Raw genomic sequence first — 21,555 nt, 5'->3', positions numbered from 1 at the left:
CTGTAGCACGTCAAAGCCATCTGCCATCATTGCCGCTCACCCCGCGTGTTCACTGCCTCCCGGTTCTTTATCGACCTGGGACGGGAGCTATTTCTGGTTGTTTGCGCCTCTGCGCAATCGTTGTTCTGTTGGAGTTTTCAATGCGTCCCCCATTTTCCCTCATCACCCCGCACCAGTCGCTTGGCTTCGGAGCCTTTGTGCTGTGCGCCGGTTTTACCGCACAGGTCCAGGCCAGCGGTTTTTTCGAAGACACCACGGCGAAGATCGAATCGCGCACGGTTTACTTCAACCGCGATTTCCGTGACGGGCACACCTCCAGTGATCAGGGCGCGTCCAAGCGCGAAGAGTCGGCGCAGGGCTTTATTCTCAATCTGCAATCGGGCTACACCGAAGGCACCGTGGGTTTCGGGATCGATGCGCTGGGCATGGCGGGTTTCCAGCTTGATTCCAGCCCGGATCGCAGCAACAGCGGCCTGCTGCCGTCCAGCGGCGACAACCCGCGCGGTTCAAAAGGTCAGTACGCGAAGATGGGTCTGACCGCCAAGGTCAAAGTTTCGGACACCGTGCTGAAGTACGGCGCGCTGCTGCCGGATCTGCCATTGCTCAAGTACAACGACGGCCGCCTGCTGCCGACTATGTTCAACGGCGCGATGCTGACCTCCAAAGAGGTGAAGGACCTGACCTTCATGGCCGCGCGTCTGGACAAGTACACCGCCCGGGACTCGACCGATTCGCAAGACATACGCGTGCACTGCAAGAACAAGCGTTATGCGTGCAACACCACCGCCGATCATTTCGACATGTACGGCTTCGACTACAAGATCAACGATCGCCTGACCGCGCAGTATCACTACGCCGAACTGGAAGACATCTATCGCCAGCACTTCGTGGGTCTGCTGGCCAATCAGCCGCTGGGTGACGGTGTGTTGAAAGCCGATCTGCGTTTGCTGAAAAGCGCCGACAGCGGTGATGCGAAAGCCGGTTCCATCGACAACCGCGCGTTGAGCGGCATGCTGTCCTACGGCATCAGCGGTCATACCTTCAGTGCCGGTTGGCAGCGCATGAACGGTGACAACTCGATGCCGTATCTGGATGGCAGCAACCCGTATCTGGTGAACTACGTGCAGGTCAACGACTTCGCAGCTGCCCAGGAGCGTTCCTGGCAGCTGCGTTATGACTATGACTTCAAGGCGATCGGCATCAACGGCCTGAGCTTCCTGACCCGTTACGTGAACGGCGATCACATCAAGGTCCCGGGCAGCGATCAGGATGGCAAAGAGTGGGAACGTGACAGCGAGCTGAAGTACGTGATTCAGACCGGGACGTTCAAGGATGTCAGCCTGCGGTTGCGTAATGCGACTTACCGCACCAACTACGAGAAGTTTGCCCGGGATGTGGATGAGACCCGTTTGATTGTGAGTTACAACTTTTCGGTGTTGTAACCCATCGGTTGGCGGTGTCTGAGCTGACGCCATCGCTGGCAAGCCAGCTCCCACAGGTTTCCTTGGTGACCACAATTTCGTGAGCACCGAGGAAACCTGTGGGAGCGACGGTGCGACGATTCGACTTGCTCGCGATGGCGTCCTTAAGAGCGCTGAGGATCAGAGCCAATGCCAGAACCGGCTCCAGAACCCGCGATTCAGATCATCCTTGCACGCCGCGTATTGCTGACCGTACATGTCCGAGCGGTTCTGCACCTTGCGCGCCACCGGCGGCAGCCACGCCTTGCTGGCGTAGGTCTTCTGGCGGAAACCGCCCCAGCCTTCGTGGTAATTGAGGTATTGGTTGTAGGCGTCGTACTTGTACACGCCGTTGATCGAGGTGGTCTTGTCCATGTACCAGCCGACGAAGTCGATGGCGTCGTCGAAGTCCTCGCGGTCGGCGCCATATCGGCCGGTGCTTTTCTGGTAGTCGGACCAGACTTCATCCTTGGCCTGCGCATAGCCCGAGGCCGTCGAAACCCGGCCCCACGGGATCACCCACAACAGGTATTTGCGCGGCGTCTTGGCGTCGTAGCGGTAGCCGGACTCCTGATACATGATCGCGAACGGCACCTGGATCGGTACGCCCCAGCGCTTTTGCGTGACTTGCGCCGCGTCGTACCAATCACTCTTTTCGCGGAAAATCTCGCAGAGGTTTTCCGGCGAACGCGGCGGCGATGTTCCGCAACCGCTCAACAGTGCCGCCAATACCAACAGTCCAACCGTGCGCCGCGAATTCAAAAGCCGTCATCCCGTCGTGCAAAAAAGGGCGCCAGTCTACGCGGTCAGGTCAACTGGTGGCGATAAGGCAAATCCGGACCTGTTTTACTGCATGTAAGGGCGGCGGCCTGTACGGCAAACCTGAGCATGCCGTCGATCTGCTCGCGGCTGAGGTGCTGAACGCCTTCCACCGAATCCAGCTCATGCTCGGTCAGCCAGGTGATCAGCGCGGCCTGGAAGGTATCGCCGGCGCCGACGGTATCGGCAATCTTCACCGAGGTTGCCGGTACCGACCATGAACCGTGAGCGCGACTGAACACGGTCGCGCCTTCACCGCCACGGGTCAGGAAAACGACCTGGCAGCGATGCTGCAACCAGCCTTCGATGACGCGCGCCGGATCTTGTTCGGGGTACAGCAGGCTCAAGTCTTCGTCGCTGACTTTGATCAAGTCCGCCAACGGCACCAGCGTAGCGATTCGTTCGCGCCACAGGTCGATGTTCGGCTCGGGGTTGAGGCGCACGTTCGGGTCGAGGCTGATCAGGCGTTTGCCGCTTTCACGCTGCACCAGCGCAAGCAAGGTATCGGCAATCGGCTGCACCACCAGTGAGAAGGAACCGAGGTGCAAGCCGCGCACTTCAGGGTCCAGCGTCGGCAGGTGCGCCAGGTTCAACTGGCGGTCGGCGCAACCCTCGCCACGGAAGCTGTAATGCGGCGAGCCATTGGCGCCCACCGCGACCATTGCCAGGGTGGTCGGCGCGGCGAAATCCACCAGGTAATCCGGGCGTACGCCTTCATCCTGCAGCACTTGCTGCAAGCGCCGGCCGAGGTAGTCGGTGGACAACCCGCCAAACAGCGCCGAATCCACGCCCAGTCGGCGCAAACCCACCGCCACGTTGAACGGTGAACCACCGGCAATCGCCTTGAAATTGACTTTCGATGCCTGTCCGCCGGCATCGTCTTCGCTGAAGAAATCGAACAGCGCTTCGCCACACACCAGGTACATAGTTGTTTGCTCTTTATAAGGTTGCGACATGCAGTCGATAGCGTTCATAGGCCTGCTGGAACGCCGCGACATTCGCGGCAACCGGCAGGGTTTCACTGTTCAGGTCGAGCTTCACGCAGCGTTCGCACAGATCGGCCAGGGTGTCTTCGTGGCCGTTCGACCACGACTTGCACCACGCCGCCTGAATCGCCGCGCCCAGGGCTGCGGCTTCGCTTTGCTCGGTGCAGATCACCGGGGTGTTCATGATGTCGGCGACGATCTGCCGCCACACCGCACTTTTCGAACCGCCGCCGATCAGGCAAATGCTGCGGCTTTGTAAACCATTCTGGCGTAGCAGATCCAGTCCATAACGCAGGCCGAAGGTGGTGCCCTCGACGGCGGCGCGGCACAGATTGGCCTGGGTCAGGTTATCGATCGTCAGGCCGTGCAGGCTGCCGGTGGCGTGGGGCAGGGGCGGCACGCGTTCGCCGTTGAGGAACGGCAACATGCTTACGCCTTCTGCGCCGATCGGGGCCTGGTCCACCAAGGCATTGAAGGCGTCGAGATCGAGGTTGAACAGTTCGCGGATCGCGCCGGTGGCGTTGGTCAGGTTCATGGTGCAGATCAACGGCAGCCAGCCGCCGCTTGACGAACAGAAGGTCGCGACCGACGCGTCCAGGCTGACCTTCGGTGCCTCGGCGTAGGCGTACACCGTGCCGGAAGAACCGAGGCTCATGGTGATCGCCCCCGGCTGAATATTGCCGGTGCCGATGGCGCCCATCATGTTGTCGCCGCCACCGCTGGACACCAGTGCGTTGGGGTTGATGCCCAGTTGTTCGGCGACCGCCGGCAGAATTGTGCCGACCGTTTGATGGGCATCGATCAGCTCTGGCAGCGCGGATTGCAGACGACCGCTGGCGTCGATGTCGCGCAGCAGCTGCAGATCCCATTGACGGGTGCGCACGTTGAAATAGCCGGTGCCGGACGCATCGCCGTATTCGCTGCATGCACGACCGGTGAGCCAGAAATTCAGGTAGTCGTGGGGCAGCAGAACTCGCGCGATGCGCGAGAACGCGTCCGGATGTTGTTCCTTGGTCCACAACAGTTTGGAGACGGTGTAGCCCGGCGCAATGACCACGCCAAGGCGTTCCAGCGAGCCTTGTTCACCGCCCAGGTGAGTCAGCAGGCGATCGTTTTCAGGCGTGGTTTCGGTGTCGCACCAAAGCTTGGCCGGGCGCAGGACCTGGCCTTGATCGTCGAGCAGCACCAGGCCGTGTTGCTGGCCGGAAACGCCAATGCCCTGGATCGACTGGCCGTCGACATTTGCCGCCAATAAAGCGCGGCGGGTGGCGAGGGCGAAGGCTTCCAGCCATTGCGCGGTGTCTTGCTCGCGACGGCCGTTGGCGCCGCTGATCATCGTGTGGGCGGCGGCGCCCTGGCCGAGAACCTGACCGCTGACAGCGTCGAGGATGATGGCTTTGGTGCCTTGGGTGCCGCAGTCGATGCCGAGGAATAGTTGTTGGTTGTTCATGAGTGAACCTGTTGATTCGCGGTGAAGATCAAGGGCCACCCCTCACCCCAGCCCTCTCCCCAGAGGGGAGAGGGGGGAAAGGGAGCAGATTTGTATCGGTTTCAAAACCTGAGTTCGACTCAAAACGTTCAGGTCGATGTACCTCAACAGTGCGCCTCGGTCGGCTCCCTCTCCCTCTGGGAGAGGGCTGGGGTGAGGGGCTTTTCAGGCCAGAATACGCTCGAGAGTCCGAGTGACGCCTTCTTCACGCAAGCTATTCAGGCACCACTCAAACGCCGCAACAAAATCTGGCGAACGCGGTATCGCCACGCCGAAAATCTCCTCAACCCCCAACAACCGCTCAGTAATCAGCGCATCCTCCGCCACCAACGCCTGACAAAACGCCGCCCGAGGATCCGGAATCGAATAAGTGTCACCATTCTCATCCACACCCTTCAAGTAAAGCGCCCAGGCCGCCACCACCAACGCTGCCCGTTTGGTCTCCTGCCCATCGGCAATCAACCGATTGATCGTCGGAATGGTGAACTTGGGAAACTTCGAAGAACCATCCGAACATACCCGCTCAAGCTGATCGGCAATCGCCTGATTGGAAAACCGCGCCACCAGCGTGTCCTTGTACTCGGTCAGGTCGATCCCCGGCACCGGCGCCAGTTGCGGGGTCACGTCCAGGTCCATATAGGCGCGCATGTAGCGCACGAACAGCGGGTCGTTCATGGTCTCGTGAACGAAGCGGTAACCCTTCAAAAAGCCCAGATAAGTCAGGGCCAGGTGACTGCCGTTGAGCAGTTTGATCTTCATCTCTTCGTAGGGCGAAACATCATCGGTGAACTGCACGCCGACCTTTTCCCAGGCCGGGCGGCCGTTGACGAACTTGTCTTCCAGCACCCATTGCACGAACGGTTCGCACACAACAGGCCAGGCGTCGTCGACGGCGTGTTTGTCCGCCAGTTGCAGGCGATGCGCGGTGCTGGTCATCGGCGTGATGCGGTCGACCATGGCGTTGGGGAAGCTGACGTTGGCGTCGATCCACTCGCGCAAGTCCGGATCCAGCAGCGCGGTGAACGCCAGCAGTGCCTTGCGGGTGACGGCGCCGTTGTGCGGCAGGTTATCGCAGGACATCACGGTGAATGCCGGAATGCCCGCCGCACGCCGTCGGGCCAGTGCGGCACAGAGGAAACCGAACACGGTTTTCGGCTGTTGCGGGTAGGTCAGGTCGTGCTGAATCTGCGGCAGGTGCGCCATGAACTCGCCGTTGCTGTCGTCGATGCAGTAACCGCCCTCGGTGATGGTCAGCGAGACGATGCGGATCTGCGGATCCGCGAGTTTGTCGATCAGCACCTGGGCGCTGTCCTCGGCCAGCAGCATGTCGCGGATCGCGCCGATGACGCGGACTTCGGTGTCGTCGCTGTCGCCCAGTTCGAACAGGGTGAACAGGTAATCCTGCTCCTTGAGGTCGTCCCGAGCGCGGCGGTCTTCGGCGCGCAGGCCGACGCCGCAAATGGCCCAGTCCAGCGCTTCACCGGTGTTCATCAGCGCATCGGTGTAATACGCCTGATGCGCGCGATGGAAACCACCGACGCCAATGTGTGCAATGCCCTGGCGGGTGTCGCTGAGGCTGTAGGCCGGAAGCTTCACTTCGGCGGCCAGGCGGTTGAGGTTTTGCTTGTTCAGTTTCATCGGGTCAGTCTCGAAATCAGGCGGCCGCGCGCAGCGGGCGGGTCAGCGCCACGCCGTCGGCATCGAACAGATGGCAGTGGGCAGCGTCCAGGTGCAGGTTCAGTTGTTCGCCGTAACGGCTCGCCAGATCACCGCGCACGCGCATGGTCAGGGCTTCGCCGGCGTTGGTCTTGACGTGGCAGAAAGTGTCGCTGCCCAGCCGCTCGCTGACGTCGGCGGTGACTTGCAGGGTGCAGTCGCCTGCTTGTGCCAGTTCCAGATGTTCCGGGCGAATGCCCAGGGTCACGGCGCTGCCGACGCTCAGGTTCGACGCGTTGAACGGCAGGGTGATGCGGGTACCGGCCTCCAGCGAGACTTCGCAGCTCGCGCCATCGATCCGCACGATCTGGCCTTTGAGGAAGCCCATTTTCGGCGTGCCGAGGAAGCCGGCGACGAACAGGTTGGCGGGGTGGTGGTACAACTCCAGCGGCGAGCCGACCTGCTCGATCTTGCCGCCATTGAGCACCACGACCTTGTCGGCCATGGTCATGGCTTCGACCTGATCGTGGGTCACGTAGATCATCGTCGCTTTCAAATCTTTGTGCAGGCGCAGCAGTTCCAGGCGCATCTGTACCCGCAGGGCGGCGTCGAGGTTGGACAGCGGCTCGTCGAACAGGAAGATTTTCGGGTTGCGCACGATTGCCCGGCCGATGGCAACGCGCTGACGCTGGCCGCCGGACAGTTGTTTCGGCTTGCGTTCGAGCATCGGGCCCAGTTCGAGTATGCGCGCAGCTTCGCCGACTTTCTTCTCGACTTCAGCCTTCGGTACGCCGGCCAGATCGAGGGCGAACGACATGTTTTTCTTCACGGTCATGTGCGGGTACAGCGCATAGGTCTGGAACACCATCGCCAGATCACGTTTGGCCGGGCTGACTTCGGTGATGTCTCGTCCGTCCAGTTCGATGGTGCCGCCGCTGACTTCTTCAAGACCGGCGATCAGTCGCAGCAGGGTGGATTTGCCGCAGCCCGACGGGCCGACGAACACCACGAATTCCTTGTCGTTCACCTCAAGGTCGATGCCCTTGATGATGGAAAAACCTTCGAAGCCTTTTTGCAGATTCTTGATTTTCAGGTTGGCCATGATGGCGCTCCTTTTGCGAATTCTTATTTGACGGCGCCGAACGACAGGCCGCGAACCAGTTGTTTCTGGCTGATCCAGCCGAAGATCAGGATCGGTGCGCAGGCCAAGGTTGAGACGGCCGACAACTTGGCCCAGAACAATCCTTCAGGGCTTGAGTAGGAGGCGATCAGCGCGGTCAGCGGCGCGGCTTTGGACGAGGTCAGGTTCAGCGACCAGAACGCCTCGTTCCAGCACAGGATCAGCGACAGCAGCACGGTCGAGGCGAGGCCGCCCTTGGCGATCGGCAGCAGCACGCGGAGCATTTCCTGGGCGAGGGTGGCGCCATCGAGGCGGGCGGCTTCGAGGATGTCCTTGGGGATGTCCTTGAAGTAGGTGTAAACCATCCAGACCACGATCGGCAGATTGATCAGCGTGTAGATCACGATCAGCGCAATGCGCGTGTCGAGCAGGCCGAAACTCTTGGCCAGCAGGTAGATCGGCATCAGCACGCCCACCGGCGGCAGCATCTTGGTGGAGAGCATCCACAGCAGCGTGCCTTTGGTGCGCTGGGTTTCGTAGAACGCCATCGAGTAGGCCGCCGGCACCGCAATCAGCAGGCACAGAGCCGTGGCGCTGAAGGAAATCACCACCGAGTTCCAGGCGAAACTGAAGTAGTCGCTGCGCTCATTGATGTGCAGGTAGTTCTCTAGCGTCGGCGTGAAGATGAACTGCGGCGGCGTTGCGAAGGCGTCGATTTCGGTCTTGAAACTGGTCAGCACCATCCAGAAGATCGGGAAGAAAATGATGATCGCGATGGCCCAGGCCAGCATGCCGAGCAGCAGGCTTTGCAGCCGGCGGGATTGTTGAAGAGTCATGGCAGGCCTCAGGCTTTGTCAGTCAGGTTTTTGCCGATCATCCGCACCAGAATGATCGCGGCGATGTTGGCGATGACCACGGCGATCAGGCCGCCGGCCGAGGCCATGCCGACGTCGAACTGCACCAGCGCCTGGTTGTAGATCAGGTAGGCGAGGTTGGTCGACGCGTAGCCGGGGCCGCCGTTGGTGGTGGTGAAGATTTCGGCGAACACCGACAGCAGGAAGATGGTTTCAATCATCACGACCACGGCAATCGGCCGTGCCAGGTGCGGCAAAGTCAGGTGCCAGAAAATCGCGATCGGGCCGGCGCCGTCGAGGCGGGCGGCTTCCTTCTGTTCCTGGTCGAGGGACTGCATGGCGGTCATCAGGATCAGGATCGCGAAGGGCAGCCATTGCCACGAGACAATGATGATGATCGACAGCAGCGGGTAGTGAGCGAGCCAGTCCACCGGCTGTGCGCCGAACAGTTTCCAGATGTAGGCGAGGATCCCGGACACCGGATGGAAAATCAGGTTCTTCCAGATCAGCGCACCGACCGTGGGCATGATGAAGAACGGCGAAATCAGCATCACCCGCACGATGCCGCGACCGAAGAACTCGCTGGCCTCCAGCAGCGCACTGATCAATACGCCGAACACCACGCTGATCAGCAGCACGCTGCCTACCAGCAGCAAGGTATTGGTAGCGCCGGGCATGAAGCCGGAGTCGGTCAGGAAGTAGGTGAAGTTTTCCAGCCCGACAAATTCGTTGGTGCCCGGGTCGAGCAGGTTGTAGCGGATCATCGAGAAATAGACGGTCATGCCCAGCGGCACGATCATCCACAGCAGCAACAGGGCCACCGAAGGGCTGACCAGAAACCAGCCGGGATTGGCCACACGGCTTTTGCGCCGGGGCTGCGACAGGTCGATGTGGGCTTTGGCAGTTGAAGTATTCATGGTGATCACAACCGAGTCATACAGACCTATGGAGATCCCGTGCGGGAGCGAGCAATCTCGCTCCCGCAGGAGGCAGAAGAGGCTTTCGCAGGATTACTTCGGATAACCCGCGCGCTTCATCTCGCGTTCGGTGGTTTGCTGGGCGGCGGTCAGCGCCTGGTCGACCGTGGTCTGGCCGATCAGTGCGGCGGAGAACAGCTTGCCGACCTGAGTGCCGATCCCCTGAAACTCGGGAATGGTCACCAGCTGGATGCCGATGTAAGGCACAGGCTTGAGGGAGGGTTTGCTCGGGTCAGCCGCTTTCAGCGATTCCAGCGTGACCTTGGCAAACGGCGCGGCGCTCATGTAAGCATCGCTGTAGGTCGAGGCGCGAGTGCCCGGCGGAACGTTGGCGATGCCGTCGGTCTTGGCGACCAGTTCGCCGTATTCCTTTGAGGTGGCCCAGGCGCTGAATTCTTTGGCGGCGTCCTTGGCCTTGGAACTGGTCGGAATCGCCAGCGCCCACGAGTACAGCCACGCCGAGCCTTTGTCGGTGACCTGATGCGGCGCGTAGGTGAAGCCGACGTGATCGGCGACCTTGCTTTGAGTCTTGTCGGTGACGAACGAGCCGGCGACGCTGGCATCGACCCACATTGCGCATTTGCCGCTGTTGAACAGGGCGAGGTTTTCGTTGAAACCGTTGCTGGAGGCGCCCGGCGGGCCGGATTTCTTCATGGTGTCGACGTAGAAGTTCAGTGCGTTCTTCCATTCCGGACCATTGAATTCCGGTTTCCACTGCTCATCAAACCAGCGCGCGCCGTAAGCGTTGGCCACGGTGGTGATCAGCGCCATGTTCTCGCCCCAGCCGGCCTTGCCGCGCAGGCAGATGCCGTACTGCTCCTTGTCCTTGTGGGTGAGTTTTTCGGCGAAGCCGGCAATCTGTTCCCAGGTTGGACGCTCCGGCATGGTCAGGCCGGCGTCCTTGAACAGGTCGGTGCGGTAGTAGGTGATCGAGCTTTCAGCGTAAAACGGCAGGGCGTACAGCGAACCCTTGACTGACAGGCCTTCGCGTACGGACGGGAACACGTCATCGAGGGCGTAGCTGGCCGGCAGATCCTTCATCGGCTCCAGCCAACCCTTGGCACCCCAGAGTGCGGCTTCGTACATGCCGATGGTCAACACGTCGAACTGACCGCCCTGGGTGGCGATGTCGGTGGTCAGGCGCTGACGCAGAACGTTTTCTTCCAGCACCACCCAATTGAGCTTGATGTCCGGATGCTCGGTCTCGAAGTTTTTCGAGAGCTTTTGCATGCGGATCATGTCGCTGTTGTTGACGGTGGCGATGGTCAGGGTCTGGGCGCCAAGGCTGACGCTGCTGAGGGTCATGCAGGTGAGGGCCAGCAGAGCTTTTGCAGTGGGTTGCATCGTGCACTCCTTTTCTGCACCCGGCGGGGGCAGAAGGACAGTTATTGTTTTTGTGTTCTTCCGGCGGGGGAAGAATGTGCACTGATTACAGCCTTCTGGCGCAGGGCTGACAAATCATCCCTAGCACTCGAATCGATACTTTTTTGCACTCTGGATTGGCGCGATAAACGCAGGGAAGGGCGTTTCAGCAGGGCGAGAGGCGCGAAACCGTACAGATTTTCCTGTTCAGCCGTGGTTTTGCTCGGTCAGGCGCTGCACCACCAGCCGCCGGTAATGCGAAGGCGTCATGCCTTTGAGCTGCTGAAAGCGCCGATTGAAATTGGAAATATTATTGAAGCCCGACTCAAAGCACACTTCGGTCACCGGCTTGTCGCCATCAGCCAGCAACTCGCAGGATTTACTGATGCGCAGGCGATTGACGAATTCGATGAAGTTGCGCCCGGTCGCCTGCTTGAACACGCGGCTGAAATAGGTGGGTTTCATGCCCAGGTGCTCGGCGACCTCCTCAAGGGGTAGTTCGCGGGCGTAGTGGGCGAAGATGTAATCCACCGCGCGGTTGGTGCGGTCGATGTTGTGCTCGTCGGCCAGTTGCGGGGTGGTTGCGCCGGACAGCAGTTGGTAGTCGTCGCAGGCCGCCAGCAATTCCATCAGGATGAAAAAATGCCCGAGACGGGTGATGCCGGTTGAATCGGCGATGCGTTGCATCAGGGTCATGGCCTGACGGATTGTCTGCGGGGAGCGGAATTCGATGCCGTACTGCGCACGCTCAAGCAGTGGCGCCAGGGTCTTGAGTTCGGCGAACACCTGATGACCGCTTTCGAACAACTCATCGGTGAAGTTGACCAGCATGTCGCGTTTCTCGACCGCCTCGTCTTCGGCCACCTGGCTGATCCAGTTGTGCGGCAGATTGGGCCCGGTCAGGAACAGCGTCTGCGGGTAGAAGTTGCCGATGTAATCGCCGATGAACACCTTGCCCGAACTGGCGACGATCAGGTGCAGCTCGTATTCCTTGTGAAAGTGCCAGCGCACCAGCGGGCAGGGGAAACCATGCTGGCGATAGATGATGGATAACCCGTTGTGGTCATCCATCAGTTCATAGGAAGGGTCGGTGACGCGGGCTGTTCGGGTCATGGTCGGACGCTTTTTTGTTATCGCCCGGCGATCATGCCTCTTTGCGCGGCCGTTACGCCAGTAGGCGATCAGCAGGGCGCAGGTGCGCCTTCGTCTGATTCACTGCCCGGCAGAACGACACGATGTTGGTCTCTTCGATGAAGTCGACGTTGATCACGTTGCACTTCATTGCCCAGTCACTGTTGTTCGGGTCGAACCACTCGTTCAACTCCTTATGAATATCGACCGGCCCGCCCAGCGCCGTGTAACTGGTGGCGGACAACGACCAGGGTTTCCAGGAGCCCGGTGGGGACTTCAGGACATTGCCGATGAATTGCTTCAGTTCCGCCGTTCCGGTCAGGTCGTTACCCGACCATTGATGGTTGATGTAATCGATGAACACGCTGCGATCCAGTTGCCAGTGCGAACGGGCGGCAACGAATATACGTTGCTCATTGTTGATTTGTTTAAGCTGGCCGAGGCTGGCACTCAGATTTCGACTCGGAATCAAACGGTGGCCGAGAAAGTGAATCATCATGTTATTGAAATAGACATAATCGAAGTCGTTGCCATCCAGACTATGGAAGTCAAGAACAATGAACTCATCCGGGTTTTGTTTCAGGAAACTTTCCAGGTCGGTGATCAGGTTCCCCAGGGTTCGGGAGTTGCGGTGCCCGCCATGGTGAGCACGAAACTTGCCGACGCCTTCTGCCTTGGAGTCGTAGATCAGGCGAATGTCCAGCACCCTTGCGCCATGGTGTAGCTGAGCGTGGAACGAATCATGCTGGCAGGCGAGCCAGTGGCGGGGTGGGCCGAAAACTGGATAGTCGGCGCGCCAGTCGCTGCCGGCGTTGTGGGTTCCTGGCAGCGTCAGCTCAGAAATGGAAAGAGAATCGATGGAAGGTGTCGCCGCCATCCAGTCATGGGTGGCGAAGTTGTTGTTGTCGATCATGTATGCATCCTGCACTAGTTGATTGATTGCACCACTTTCAAATGATGAGAGTGGTGAAGGCAGGATGTTTATAGTGTTTAATTTGTTTATTTGCCAACGATGGATTGATGCAATTTATTGGCTCTTGTGTTTATACATTTCGAGAGCGAATTACTTGTTCAGGTTTTTTGCTTCAATCCACTGCGCCATGTATTGCGTACTTTTATGTGAATGATGTCGCAGCATGCTGCCGGTGAAATTGTTCCTTCTTAGTTGAGCAAGATTTTTACGGCAGTCCAACAGTTTATTGATTAATGCCGGACCATGTATCGCTTGCTGATAAACGTCCTCGAGTAGCGTTTGCCCATGGGACCGGGCCGCTTGCCAGGCAATGTCATCGCTATAAAGCTTCACTGCGGCATTGGCCAGATCCTGCGCGGTGCGGCAGATCGCCCCCGGCCATGGCTGATCGGTATGCATGCCTTCAGCCCCGATCGGCGTGGTGACACTCGGTGTGCCGCAGAGCATGGCATCAATCAATTTGCCCTTGATTCCGGCGCCAAAACGCAAGGGCGCCAGGCAGATGCGCGCATCGGACATGACCTGCAACGCATCCTCGGCCCAGTTCATGATGTGAAAACCCTGCGCGGCATTGTGCAGTGCTGCTGCCTTGGGCGGCGTGTAGGCGCCGTACAGATGCAATTGGGCTTTTGGCAGTTGCTCGCGGATCAGCGGCCAGACGGTGGATTTCATCCACAACACGGCGTCCCAGTTCGGCGCGTGACGGAAGTTGCCGATACTGAGGAAATGCGCGCGCTCCTCGAAGGGTTTCGCTGGCGTACTCGGTGGCTCGACCATCAAGGGACACCAGTGCAACAGCTCGGGCGGCAGCTTGAACTGCTGCACCAGCAACTCGATTTCCAACTGCGAGATCATCAGGTTCAGGTCGCAGCGATACAGGGCGGCGATCTCGCGTTTGGCCAGATCGGTGTCCGCCATCAGCTCGAACTCTTCAGCCAGCGCCGGGGCAAATAGCTCAGCGAAGTCGTTGGCGTCATCGCTGAGCTTCAGCCGGTTCTTCAACCGCTGATGCCGTGCATGCCGCAAGCTTTGCAGGTCCGAGGTTTCCAGTACCCGCAGGGCATCGGGGCAATGTTTCTCCACGCGCCAGCCGAATTGCTCTTCGATCATGAACTGGTCGAACAACACGATATCCGGCATCAGTTCGCTGATGAATGTGTCGAAACTGCTGTTGTTCAGTTCGATCGGGACTTCGCGGATGCCCAGCGCGGTCAGGTCGGCGCGGTGTTCGCCAGTGCCGGCCGGGCTGGCAAAAGTGATTTGCCAGCCCTGTTGCAGGAACGTCTCGAGAATCTGCATCACATGCCCGCTCGCAGCGGAGGAGCGGGGTTCCGGCCAGACGTAACCAATGACGAGGACTTTGGTTGCGGGCTGACTCATGAGAAACGGTTCCTGAAACGAAGAGACGGAAAAAAGGCGCGCGGATTAGACCATAATCCACGTGTCGGGTGATCCGTGTTTATTGGGTGTGCATCGGGCAAGACCGAGCAAGAAGACCACCGGCAGGGCGCGTGACAGCGTCATTCAGGTATTGAAGTCTCGCGTTCAGGATTGCCCGAGTACGGATTTGACCTTGTCACGCAGTTGATCAATGGAAAAAGGCTTGCCGATTACGTGCATGTCCTTCGGTACTTCAATCGTTTCTGCATAACCGCTGGCAAACAGAATCGGCAGGGCGGGGCGAATGTTGCGGGCTTCGGTGGCCAGTTGACGGCCATCCATGATCGGCAGGCCGACGTCGGTCATCATCAGGTCGATGTGCTGGTTCACGTCCTTGAGGATTTCCAGCGCCTGTTCGCTGCCGTCCGCTTCCAGGACCTTGAACTCCAATTCCTCCAGCACGTCGACGATCAGCATGCGCACGATGGCATCGTCTTCTACTACAAGGATGGTGGACACAGGGCTGGACATAATGGCGGCTCTCAAGAATGGGGGACGGGGCACCGGTCGATCAAAAATGCCGGGCTCTTGCATGAGTAAGTGGCGCATAGCCACAAGTTCCCGAATGGATACAAAAAAGAATAGGCGCAAACGGGGGGGGGCAAGGATAACCGTTGGCCTTGGATTAGGCGCAGGCAATTGTGGGAAAACAGTACTAAAGCTGTGAGAAAAATGGATCCATGGTGCCGTTTTGGGGCAAACTCCCTGGTTTTCACCAGTTCGACAAGGCTGCCACATGTCCTCTCCGTCTTCGGTTGATGAGCAACGGTTTCGCAAACTCTTGAGCCGCAACGTCAGTTTGCCGTTGGGCGTCGGCGTGATCAGTGCGGTGTTTTTCATCTCATTGATCACCTATTTGTTGTCCGTGATTCAGTGGGTGGAACACACCGACCGGGTGATCAATAACGCCAACGAAGCGGTGAAACTCACCGTGGATCTGGAAACCGGCATGCGCGGGTATCTGCTCAGCGGCGACGAGCACTTCCTCGACCCGTACGAGACGGCCAAGCCCCGCATCGCCGTGGCACTGAATACCTTGCTTGAACTGACTGCCGACAATCCGGCTCAAACCGACCGCCTGCGTCGTCTTCAGGCGCTGCAAACCGAGTGGGCGACGTATGCGCAGTCGATGATCGATCTGCAACGCGCGAGCGGTGATTACAAGTCCGCGGTCAAAGCGGGGAAGGGCAAGCGCCTGACCGACGAAATACGTAAACAGTTCGAAGATGTAATTGAAACCGAGCAGTTGCTGCGAGCTTCACGCAACGAAGACGTGCGCCGCACCACGATCTGGAGCATTAGCCTTTATCTGCTGTTCGTGGCCGGCATCAGCGGTCTGCTGGCCTATGTCGGTCGGCGCGATCTGGTCAACCTGTCGCAAAGCTATGGCGCGACCCTGGCGGCGCAAGAGGCCAGTGCAAAACGTCTGGAACAGCAAGCCTGGTTGCGCAACGGCCAGACCCAGCTCGCCGAGCAAGTGCTGGGGCAACTGACGGTCAATCTGCTGGGGCGCAATATTCTGCAATTCTGCGCCCAGTACCTCGGCACCGCCGTGGCCGCGTTGTATGTGCGCGAGGAACATGGCGGCCTCAAACGCGTGGCGACTTACGGATTCTCCCGCGAACAGGAACAACAGAATCAAGTGATCTACAGCGATGAAGGCCTTGTCGGGCAGGTCGCCCAGCAGGCTCGGCTGATTCGTCTCGATTCGGTGCCTTCCGACTACTTCAAGGTCAGTTCCGGCTTGGGTGAAGGCCTGCCGCACAGTGTGCTGGTGGTGCCTACCAGTGATGACGAACGAGTCAACGGTGTGATCGAGCTCGGTTTCCTGCGTCCGCTCACCGATCGCGACGTGGCGCTGCTGGAACTGATCGCCGGCAACATTGGTACGTCCATCGAAGCGGCGCGCTATCGCCAGCGTCTGCAGGAAGTGCTGGCCGAAACCCAGCAACTCAATGAAGAGTTGCAGGTGCAGCAGGAAGAGTTGAAAACCGCCAATGAAGAGTTGGAGGAGCAGTCGCGCATTCTCAAGGAATCCCAGGCCCATCTGGAAACCCAGCAAGTCGAGCTGGAACAGACCAACGAGCAACTGGCCGAACAGGCCCAGACCCTGGCCGAGCAGCGCGACGCCATGGATCAGAAGAACACCGAGCTCAATCAGGCCCAGGCACAACTCGAAGAACGCGCCGAAGAGCTGCAGCGTTCGAGCAAGTACAAATCCGAATTCCTCGCCAACATGTCCCACGAGCTGCGCACGCCGCTCAACAGTTCGCTGATCCTGGCCAAGCTGCTGGCAGAAAACCCGCAGGACAACCTCAGTGCCGAGCAGGTCAAATTTGCCGAATCGATCTATTCCGCCGGCAACGATCTGCTCAACCTGATCAACGACATTCTCGATATTTCCAAGGTGGAAGCCGGCAAACTCGAAGTGATGCCGGAAAACACCAGTGTCGCGCGCCTGGCCGATGGCCTGCGCAGCGTGTTCGAACCGTTGGCGGCGGACAAGAAACTGACGTTCACCGTCGAATTGCAGCCCGATGCGCCCATCACTCTGTTCACCGACCGCCAGCGTCTGGAACAGATAATCAAGAACCTGTTGTCCAACGCCGTAAAATTCACCGAGCAGGGCACGGTCAGCCTGACCATCGCCGGCCAGCCGGACGATCGCATCGCTTTCATTGTGCGCGACTCGGGGATCGGGATTGCGCAGGATCAGCAGGAAAGCATTTTCGAAGCCTTCCGCCAGGCCGACGGCACCACCAACCGCAAATACGGTGGCACTGGCCTGGGCCTGTCGATTTCCCGGGATCTGGCGACCTTGCTGGGTGGCTCGATCAGCGTCAGCAGCGCGCCGGGGCAGGGCAGCACCTTTACGCTGGTATTGCCGCAGCAATACAACGAACCAGGTGATACGCCGGTTGCACCGCTGACCTTCAGCCCGCCGGCCTCTGCGCCGGTCATCGCCCCTGTCGCAGCGGTTTCGCCTTTGGCGCCCGTAGACATCCCGCGCTTCAACGACGACCGCAACAAGGCACCGTTCACTACCCGCTGCATTCTGGTGGTGGAAGACGAGCCGAATTTCGCTCACATCCTCTACGACCTGGCCCATGAACTGGGCTATCAGTGCCTGGTCGCCCACGGCGCCGATGAAGGTTACGACCTGGCGAAAGAATTCGTGCCGGACGCGATCCTGCTGGACATGCGCCTGCCGGATCATTCGGGCCTGACCGTTCTGCAACGCCTGAAAGAACACGCCGAAACCCGCCATATCCCGGTGCACGTGATTTCCGTGGAAGACCGCGTCGAAGCGGCGATGCACATGGGCGCCATCGGTTATGCGGTCAAGCCGACTACCCGCGAAGAGCTCAAGGACGTGTTCGCCCGTCTCGAGGCCAAGCTGACCCAAAAGGTCAAACGCGTGCTGCTGGTGGAGGACGACGATCTGCAACGCGAAAGCATCGCCCGTCTGATCGGTGATGACGACATCGAAATCACTGCTGTCGGCCTGGCGCAAGACGCACTGGAACTGCTGCGCACAACGATCTTCGATTGCATGGTCATCGACCTGAAGCTGCCGGACATGCTCGGCAACGACCTGCTCAAGCGCATGTCGACCGAGGATATTTGCTCGTTCCCGCCGGTCATTGTCTACACAGGACGCAACCTGACCCGCGACGAAGAAGCCGAACTGCGCAAGTATTCGCGCTCGATCATCATCAAAGGCGCCCGCTCGCCGGAACGCCTGCTGGACGAGGTCACACTCTTTCTGCACAAAGTCGAATCGCAGTTGTCCCATGAACGGCAGAAGATGCTCAAGACCGCCCGCAGCCGCGACAAGGTCTTCGAGGGTCGCAAAGTGCTGCTGGTGGACGACGATGTGCGCAACATCTTCGCCCTGACCAGTGCGCTGGAAACCAAGGGTGCAGTCGTGGTGATCGGCCGTAACGGCCGTGAAGCGATTGAAAAACTGAATGAAGTCGAGGACATCGACCTGGTGCTGATGGACGTGATGATGCCGGAAATGGATGGTTTCGAAGCCACCATGGAAATCCGCAAGGATCCGCGCTGGCGCAAGCTGCCGATCATCGCGGTGACGGCCAAGGCCATGAAGGACGATCAGGAGCGCTGCCTGCAGGCGGGCGCCAATGATTACCTGGCCAAGCCCATTGACCTGGATCGCCTGTTCTCGCTGATTCGCGTGTGGTTGCCGAAGATGGAACGCATTTAGTGGAACGTAGTAATCCCGTTGAACGAAACAGTGAAATCGAACTGCGGCTGTTGATTGAGGCGATTTATCTCAAGTACAGCTATGACTTTCGCGATTACTCCGGCGCCTCGATCAAGCGCCGGGTGCAACACGCGCTGAGCCAGTTCGAGTGCGCGACCATCTCGGCCTTGCAGGAGAAAGTCCTGCACGACCCGACGGCGTTCATGCAGTTGCTGCAATTGCTGACGATCCCGGTCAGCGAGATGTTCCGCGATCCGTCGCACTTCCTGGCGATCCGTCAGGAAGTAGTGCCGCTGCTCAAGACCTATCCGTCGATCAAGATCTGGATCGCCGGCTGCAGCACCGGCGAGGAGGTCTACTCGATGGCGATCCTGCTGCGCGAAGAAGGCCTGCTCGACCGCACGATCATCTACGCCACCGACATCAACCCGCGCTCGCTGGACAAGGCCAAGCAGGGGATCTTTTCGATGGAGAACGTGCGCGCCTACACCGCCAACTATCAGCAGGCCGGCGGTCAGCGCTCGTTTGCCGACTACTACACTGCAGCCTATGGCTACGCGATTTTCGACAAGAGCCTGTGCGAGAACGTGACCTTCGCCGATCACAGCCTGGCGACCGATAGTGTATTCTCCGAAACTCAATTAATTTCGTGTCGTAACGTGTTGATTTACTTCAACAAAAAACTTCAGGATCGAGCGTTCGGGTTGTTCCATGAATCATTGTGCCACCGTGGATTCCTGGTCTTGGGCAGCAAGGAAACTTTGGATTTTTCCGGCTACTCCAACCAGTTCGAACCGCTGGTGAAACAAGAACGGATCTACCGTAAATCATGAACAGTGCAGCGGATTTGCCTCGTGTCGGGGCGATTGTGGTCGGAGCTTCCGCCGGTGGCGTTGAGGCTTTGCTGACCTTGCTTGGTTCACTGCGTGCCGGGTTCGGTCTGCCGATCATCATCGTCCTGCATTTGCCGGAAGAGCGCCGCAGCCAGCTCGCCGAGGTGTTTGCCCGGCGAGTGGCGCTGCCGGTCGCAGAGGCCATCGACAAGCAGGACATCACCCCCGGCACCGTGTATTTCGCGACGCCGGGTTATCACTTGTCGGTAGAACAGGATTTCAGCCTGTCGCTGAGCCTTGAAGACCGCCTGCATCATTCGCGGCCTTCGATCGACTTTCTGTTCGAATCCGCCGCCGATGCCTACGGGCCGGCGCTGGCCGCCGTGTTGCTGACCGGCGCCAACCACGATGGCGCACGGGGCCTGGCGCAAGTCAAACGCCTGGGCGGCCTGACCATCGTGCAGGACCCCGACGAGGCGCAGGTCGCCACCATGCCTCGCGCGGCACTGAAAACGCATCAACCGGATTACATCCTTCCCATAAACGGCATCGGCCGTCTGCTTGTCGAGCTGGAACGAATCGCATGCTGAGTAATATCCAGGCAAAACTGCTGATCGTCGACGATCTGCCCGAGAACCTGCTGGCCCTCGAAGCGCTGATCAAACGTGAGGATCGCACCGTCTACAAAGCATTGTCGGCGGACGAAGCACTGTCGCTGCTGCTGCAACACGAATTCGCCATGGCCATCCTCGACGTGCAGATGCCCGGCATGAACGGCTTCGAGCTGGCCGAGCTGATGCGTGGTACCGAGAAAACCAAAAACATCCCGATCATCTTCGTCAGCGCCGCCGGCCGTGAACTCAATTACGCGTTCAAAGGCTATGAAAGCGGTGCTGTGGACTTCCTGCACAAGCCGCTGGATATCCATGCGGTGAAGAGCAAGGTCAACGTCTTCGTCGACCTGTACCGCCAGAGCAAGGCGATGAAGCAACAGGTCGAAGCCCTGGAGCAGAGTCGTCGCGAACAGGAAGCGCTGCTGCAGCAACTGCAAAGCACCCAGGGCGAACTGGAGCAGGCGGTGCGCATGCGTGACGATTTCATGTCGATCGTCGCCCACGAAGTGCGCACGCCGCTCAACGGCCTGATCCTCGAGACCCAACTGCGCAAGATGCACCTGGCCCGGGACAACGCCGCCGCGTTCACCCTCGACAAGATGCACGCCATGGTCGACCGCGACGAGCGCCAGATCAAAAGCCTGATCCGGCTGATCGAGGACATGCTCGACGTGTCGCGGATCCGCACCGGCAAGCTGTCGATCCGACCGAGTCGCTTCGATCTCGCGCAACTGGTGGGCACTCTGCTGGAGAATTTCGCCCAGCAGATCGAAGCTGCCGAGACCGAAGTCAGCTTCACCGCGACCGAGCCGGTGGAAGGGCAGTGGGATGAATTCCGTATCGAGCAGGTGGTGTCGAACCTGCTGACCAACGCGTTGCGTTATGGCGGCAAAAGTCCGATCCAGGTTCGGGTTTATCGCGAAGGCAATGAGGCTCGGGTCGAAGTTCAGGATCAGGGCATCGGCATCAGCGAGGAGAACCAGAAACGCATTTTTCAACAGTTCGAACGGGTCTCCGCCAAGACGGTGGTGGCCGGCCTCGGGCTGGGTCTGTTCATTTCCGAGCAGATCGTCGCCGCCCATGGCGGCTCCATCGTCGTCGAAAGCAAGATCAACGAGGGCGCCCTGTTTCGCGTTTGTCTGCCGCTCCAGGAAAACGGCAAAACAAACGCAACCTCTGAGTGACCACACGGTCGTATCAGCAGCTATTGACCGAACAAAGGCTTCCCATGAGCGTAGATGCACAAGATGTAGTACTCGTCGTCGAGGACGAACCGGTGATCCTGATGGTCCTGACCGATTATTTGTCAGGCCAGGGCTATCGCGTATTGCAGGCCGAAAACGGCGAGCAGGCGTTCGAGATTCTGGCGAGCAAGCCGCATCTGGACATGTTGATTACTGATTTCCGCCTGCCTGGCGGGATCTCCGGCGTGCAGATCGCCGAGCCTGCCGTCAAATTGCGCCCGGATCTGAAGGTGATCTTCATCAGCGGCTATCCGCAGGAAATCCGCGAGACCGGCAGCCCGATCACTCGTCGGGCACCGATCCTGGAAAAACCGTTCGATCTGGATGTGTTGCAGGAGAAGATTCAGGAACTGCTGGCCTGAGGCGTCA

18 protein-coding genes are annotated in these 21,555 nt (G+C 59.3%); 6 read left to right on the top strand and 12 right to left on the bottom strand.

Annotation, left to right across the window (positions count from 1 at the left end; translation table 11 throughout):
- Nucleotides 1–140 precede the first annotated feature (140 nt).
- Nucleotides 141–1,442: an OprD family porin gene (locus tag C1X29_RS03405; protein WP_102716871.1), complete on the top strand. Its 1,302-nt coding sequence runs from the start codon at nucleotides 141–143 to the stop codon at nucleotides 1,440–1,442.
- A gap of 159 nt (nucleotides 1,443–1,601) precedes the next feature.
- On the opposite strand, the gene C1X29_RS03400 is transcribed toward C1X29_RS03405, so the two are convergent.
- From C1X29_RS03400 to C1X29_RS03345, 12 genes are all read right to left on the bottom strand, one after another.
- Complete coding sequence (locus C1X29_RS03400) at nucleotides 1,602–2,222, bottom strand: hypothetical protein (RefSeq protein WP_102716870.1); 621 nt, start codon at nucleotides 2,220–2,222, stop codon at nucleotides 1,602–1,604.
- A 44-nt stretch (nucleotides 2,223–2,266) separates the two neighbouring features.
- Nucleotides 2,267–3,205 carry a carbohydrate kinase gene (locus tag C1X29_RS03395; protein WP_102716869.1) on the bottom strand — a complete coding sequence of 313 codons (939 nt, stop codon included), beginning with the start codon at nucleotides 3,203–3,205 and terminating at the stop codon, nucleotides 2,267–2,269.
- Nucleotides 3,206–3,218: 13 nt separating this feature from the next.
- Nucleotides 3,219–4,715: a xylulokinase gene (gene xylB, locus C1X29_RS03390; RefSeq protein WP_102716868.1), complete on the bottom strand. Its 1,497-nt coding sequence runs from the start codon at nucleotides 4,713–4,715 to the stop codon at nucleotides 3,219–3,221.
- Between the two features lie 204 nt (nucleotides 4,716–4,919).
- Complete coding sequence (locus tag C1X29_RS03385; protein ID WP_102716867.1) at nucleotides 4,920–6,392, bottom strand: mannitol dehydrogenase family protein; 1,473 nt, start codon at nucleotides 6,390–6,392, stop codon at nucleotides 4,920–4,922.
- 16 nt (nucleotides 6,393–6,408) lie between these two features.
- On the bottom strand, nucleotides 6,409–7,512 hold the full coding sequence (locus C1X29_RS03380; protein WP_102716866.1) for an ABC transporter ATP-binding protein: 1,104 nt from the start codon (nucleotides 7,510–7,512) through the stop codon (nucleotides 6,409–6,411).
- A gap of 23 nt (nucleotides 7,513–7,535) precedes the next feature.
- Nucleotides 7,536–8,366, bottom strand: coding sequence for a carbohydrate ABC transporter permease (locus C1X29_RS03375; protein ID WP_102716865.1), 831 nt, complete (start codon nucleotides 8,364–8,366; stop codon nucleotides 7,536–7,538).
- 8 nt (nucleotides 8,367–8,374) lie between these two features.
- The gene (locus tag C1X29_RS03370; RefSeq protein ID WP_039768250.1) at nucleotides 8,375–9,301 is read right to left on the bottom strand and encodes a carbohydrate ABC transporter permease; all 927 of its coding nucleotides are present in this window, start codon (nucleotides 9,299–9,301) and stop codon (nucleotides 8,375–8,377) included.
- A gap of 93 nt (nucleotides 9,302–9,394) precedes the next feature.
- Nucleotides 9,395–10,705, bottom strand: coding sequence for a sugar ABC transporter substrate-binding protein (locus tag C1X29_RS03365; RefSeq protein WP_102716864.1), 1,311 nt, complete (start codon nucleotides 10,703–10,705; stop codon nucleotides 9,395–9,397).
- A 225-nt stretch (nucleotides 10,706–10,930) separates the two neighbouring features.
- Entirely contained in the window at nucleotides 10,931–11,836 is a 906-nt protein-coding gene (locus C1X29_RS03360; RefSeq protein WP_102716863.1) for an AraC family transcriptional regulator, read from the bottom strand.
- A gap of 52 nt (nucleotides 11,837–11,888) precedes the next feature.
- Nucleotides 11,889–12,764 (bottom strand): phospholipase, encoded by an 876-nt coding sequence (locus tag C1X29_RS03355; protein WP_102716877.1) that lies wholly within the window; start codon nucleotides 12,762–12,764, stop codon nucleotides 11,889–11,891.
- Nucleotides 12,765–12,917: 153 nt separating this feature from the next.
- A complete protein-coding gene (locus C1X29_RS03350; protein WP_102716862.1) occupies nucleotides 12,918–14,207 on the bottom strand; it encodes a glycosyltransferase in 1,290 nt (429 codons plus the stop codon).
- 165 nt (nucleotides 14,208–14,372) lie between these two features.
- Entirely contained in the window at nucleotides 14,373–14,738 is a 366-nt protein-coding gene (locus tag C1X29_RS03345; protein ID WP_085745746.1) for a response regulator, read from the bottom strand.
- A gap of 265 nt (nucleotides 14,739–15,003) precedes the next feature.
- Here C1X29_RS03345 and C1X29_RS03340 point away from each other — a divergent pair, with 265 nt between their 5' ends.
- From C1X29_RS03340 to C1X29_RS03320, 5 genes are read left to right on the top strand one after another with little or no spacing between them, the layout of a single operon-like run.
- Nucleotides 15,004–18,495, top strand: a complete 3,492-nt coding sequence (locus C1X29_RS03340) for a response regulator (protein ID WP_085745745.1) — start codon at nucleotides 15,004–15,006, stop codon at nucleotides 18,493–18,495.
- Nucleotides 18,495–19,328: a protein-glutamate O-methyltransferase CheR gene (locus tag C1X29_RS03335; protein WP_085603817.1), complete on the top strand. Its 834-nt coding sequence runs from the start codon at nucleotides 18,495–18,497 to the stop codon at nucleotides 19,326–19,328. The genes C1X29_RS03340 and C1X29_RS03335 overlap by 1 nt, the downstream gene beginning before the upstream one ends.
- A complete protein-coding gene (locus tag C1X29_RS03330) occupies nucleotides 19,325–19,918 on the top strand; it encodes a chemotaxis protein CheB (RefSeq protein ID WP_085745744.1) in 594 nt (197 codons plus the stop codon). The genes C1X29_RS03335 and C1X29_RS03330 overlap by 4 nt, the downstream gene beginning before the upstream one ends.
- Nucleotides 19,912–21,126, top strand: a complete 1,215-nt coding sequence (locus tag C1X29_RS03325; protein WP_085603811.1) for a hybrid sensor histidine kinase/response regulator — start codon at nucleotides 19,912–19,914, stop codon at nucleotides 21,124–21,126. The genes C1X29_RS03330 and C1X29_RS03325 overlap by 7 nt, the downstream gene beginning before the upstream one ends.
- Nucleotides 21,127–21,170: 44 nt before the next feature.
- Nucleotides 21,171–21,548 (top strand): response regulator, encoded by a 378-nt coding sequence (locus tag C1X29_RS03320; RefSeq protein WP_007954537.1) that lies wholly within the window; start codon nucleotides 21,171–21,173, stop codon nucleotides 21,546–21,548.
- Nucleotides 21,549–21,555 lie beyond the last annotated feature (7 nt).

It is taken from the genome of Pseudomonas sp. GW456-12-10-14-LB2 (assembly GCF_002884345.1).
GTDB classification, from domain to species: domain Bacteria; phylum Pseudomonadota; class Gammaproteobacteria; order Pseudomonadales; family Pseudomonadaceae; genus Aquipseudomonas; species Aquipseudomonas paraglycinae.
The sequence above is the reverse complement of the archived record's forward strand: the minus strand, read 5'-3'. Positions and strand labels throughout refer to the sequence as shown.

Coding starts and splice junctions, on each gene's coding strand:
- C1X29_RS03350 (WP_102716862.1), bottom strand. CDS start 14,207: ATGAGTCAGCCCGCAACCAAAGTCCTCGTCATTGGTTACGTCTGGCCG.
- xylB (WP_102716868.1), bottom strand. CDS start 4,715: ATGAACAACCAACAACTATTCCTCGGCATCGACTGCGGCACCCAAGGC.
- C1X29_RS03345 (WP_085745746.1), bottom strand. CDS start 14,738: ATGTCCAGCCCTGTGTCCACCATCCTTGTAGTAGAAGACGATGCCATC.
- C1X29_RS03320 (WP_007954537.1), top strand. CDS start 21,171: ATGAGCGTAGATGCACAAGATGTAGTACTCGTCGTCGAGGACGAACCG.
- C1X29_RS03375 (WP_102716865.1), bottom strand. CDS start 8,366: ATGACTCTTCAACAATCCCGCCGGCTGCAAAGCCTGCTGCTCGGCATG.
- C1X29_RS03365 (WP_102716864.1), bottom strand. CDS start 10,705: ATGCAACCCACTGCAAAAGCTCTGCTGGCCCTCACCTGCATGACCCTC.
- C1X29_RS03330 (WP_085745744.1), top strand. CDS start 19,325: ATGAACAGTGCAGCGGATTTGCCTCGTGTCGGGGCGATTGTGGTCGGA.
- C1X29_RS03360 (WP_102716863.1), bottom strand. CDS start 11,836: ATGACCCGAACAGCCCGCGTCACCGACCCTTCCTATGAACTGATGGAT.
- C1X29_RS03395 (WP_102716869.1), bottom strand. CDS start 3,205: ATGTACCTGGTGTGTGGCGAAGCGCTGTTCGATTTCTTCAGCGAAGAC.
- C1X29_RS03380 (WP_102716866.1), bottom strand. CDS start 7,512: ATGGCCAACCTGAAAATCAAGAATCTGCAAAAAGGCTTCGAAGGTTTT.
- C1X29_RS03385 (WP_102716867.1), bottom strand. CDS start 6,392: ATGAAACTGAACAAGCAAAACCTCAACCGCCTGGCCGCCGAAGTGAAG.
- C1X29_RS03370 (WP_039768250.1), bottom strand. CDS start 9,301: ATGAATACTTCAACTGCCAAAGCCCACATCGACCTGTCGCAGCCCCGG.
- C1X29_RS03340 (WP_085745745.1), top strand. CDS start 15,004: ATGTCCTCTCCGTCTTCGGTTGATGAGCAACGGTTTCGCAAACTCTTG.
- C1X29_RS03325 (WP_085603811.1), top strand. CDS start 19,912: ATGCTGAGTAATATCCAGGCAAAACTGCTGATCGTCGACGATCTGCCC.
- C1X29_RS03405 (WP_102716871.1), top strand. CDS start 141: ATGCGTCCCCCATTTTCCCTCATCACCCCGCACCAGTCGCTTGGCTTC.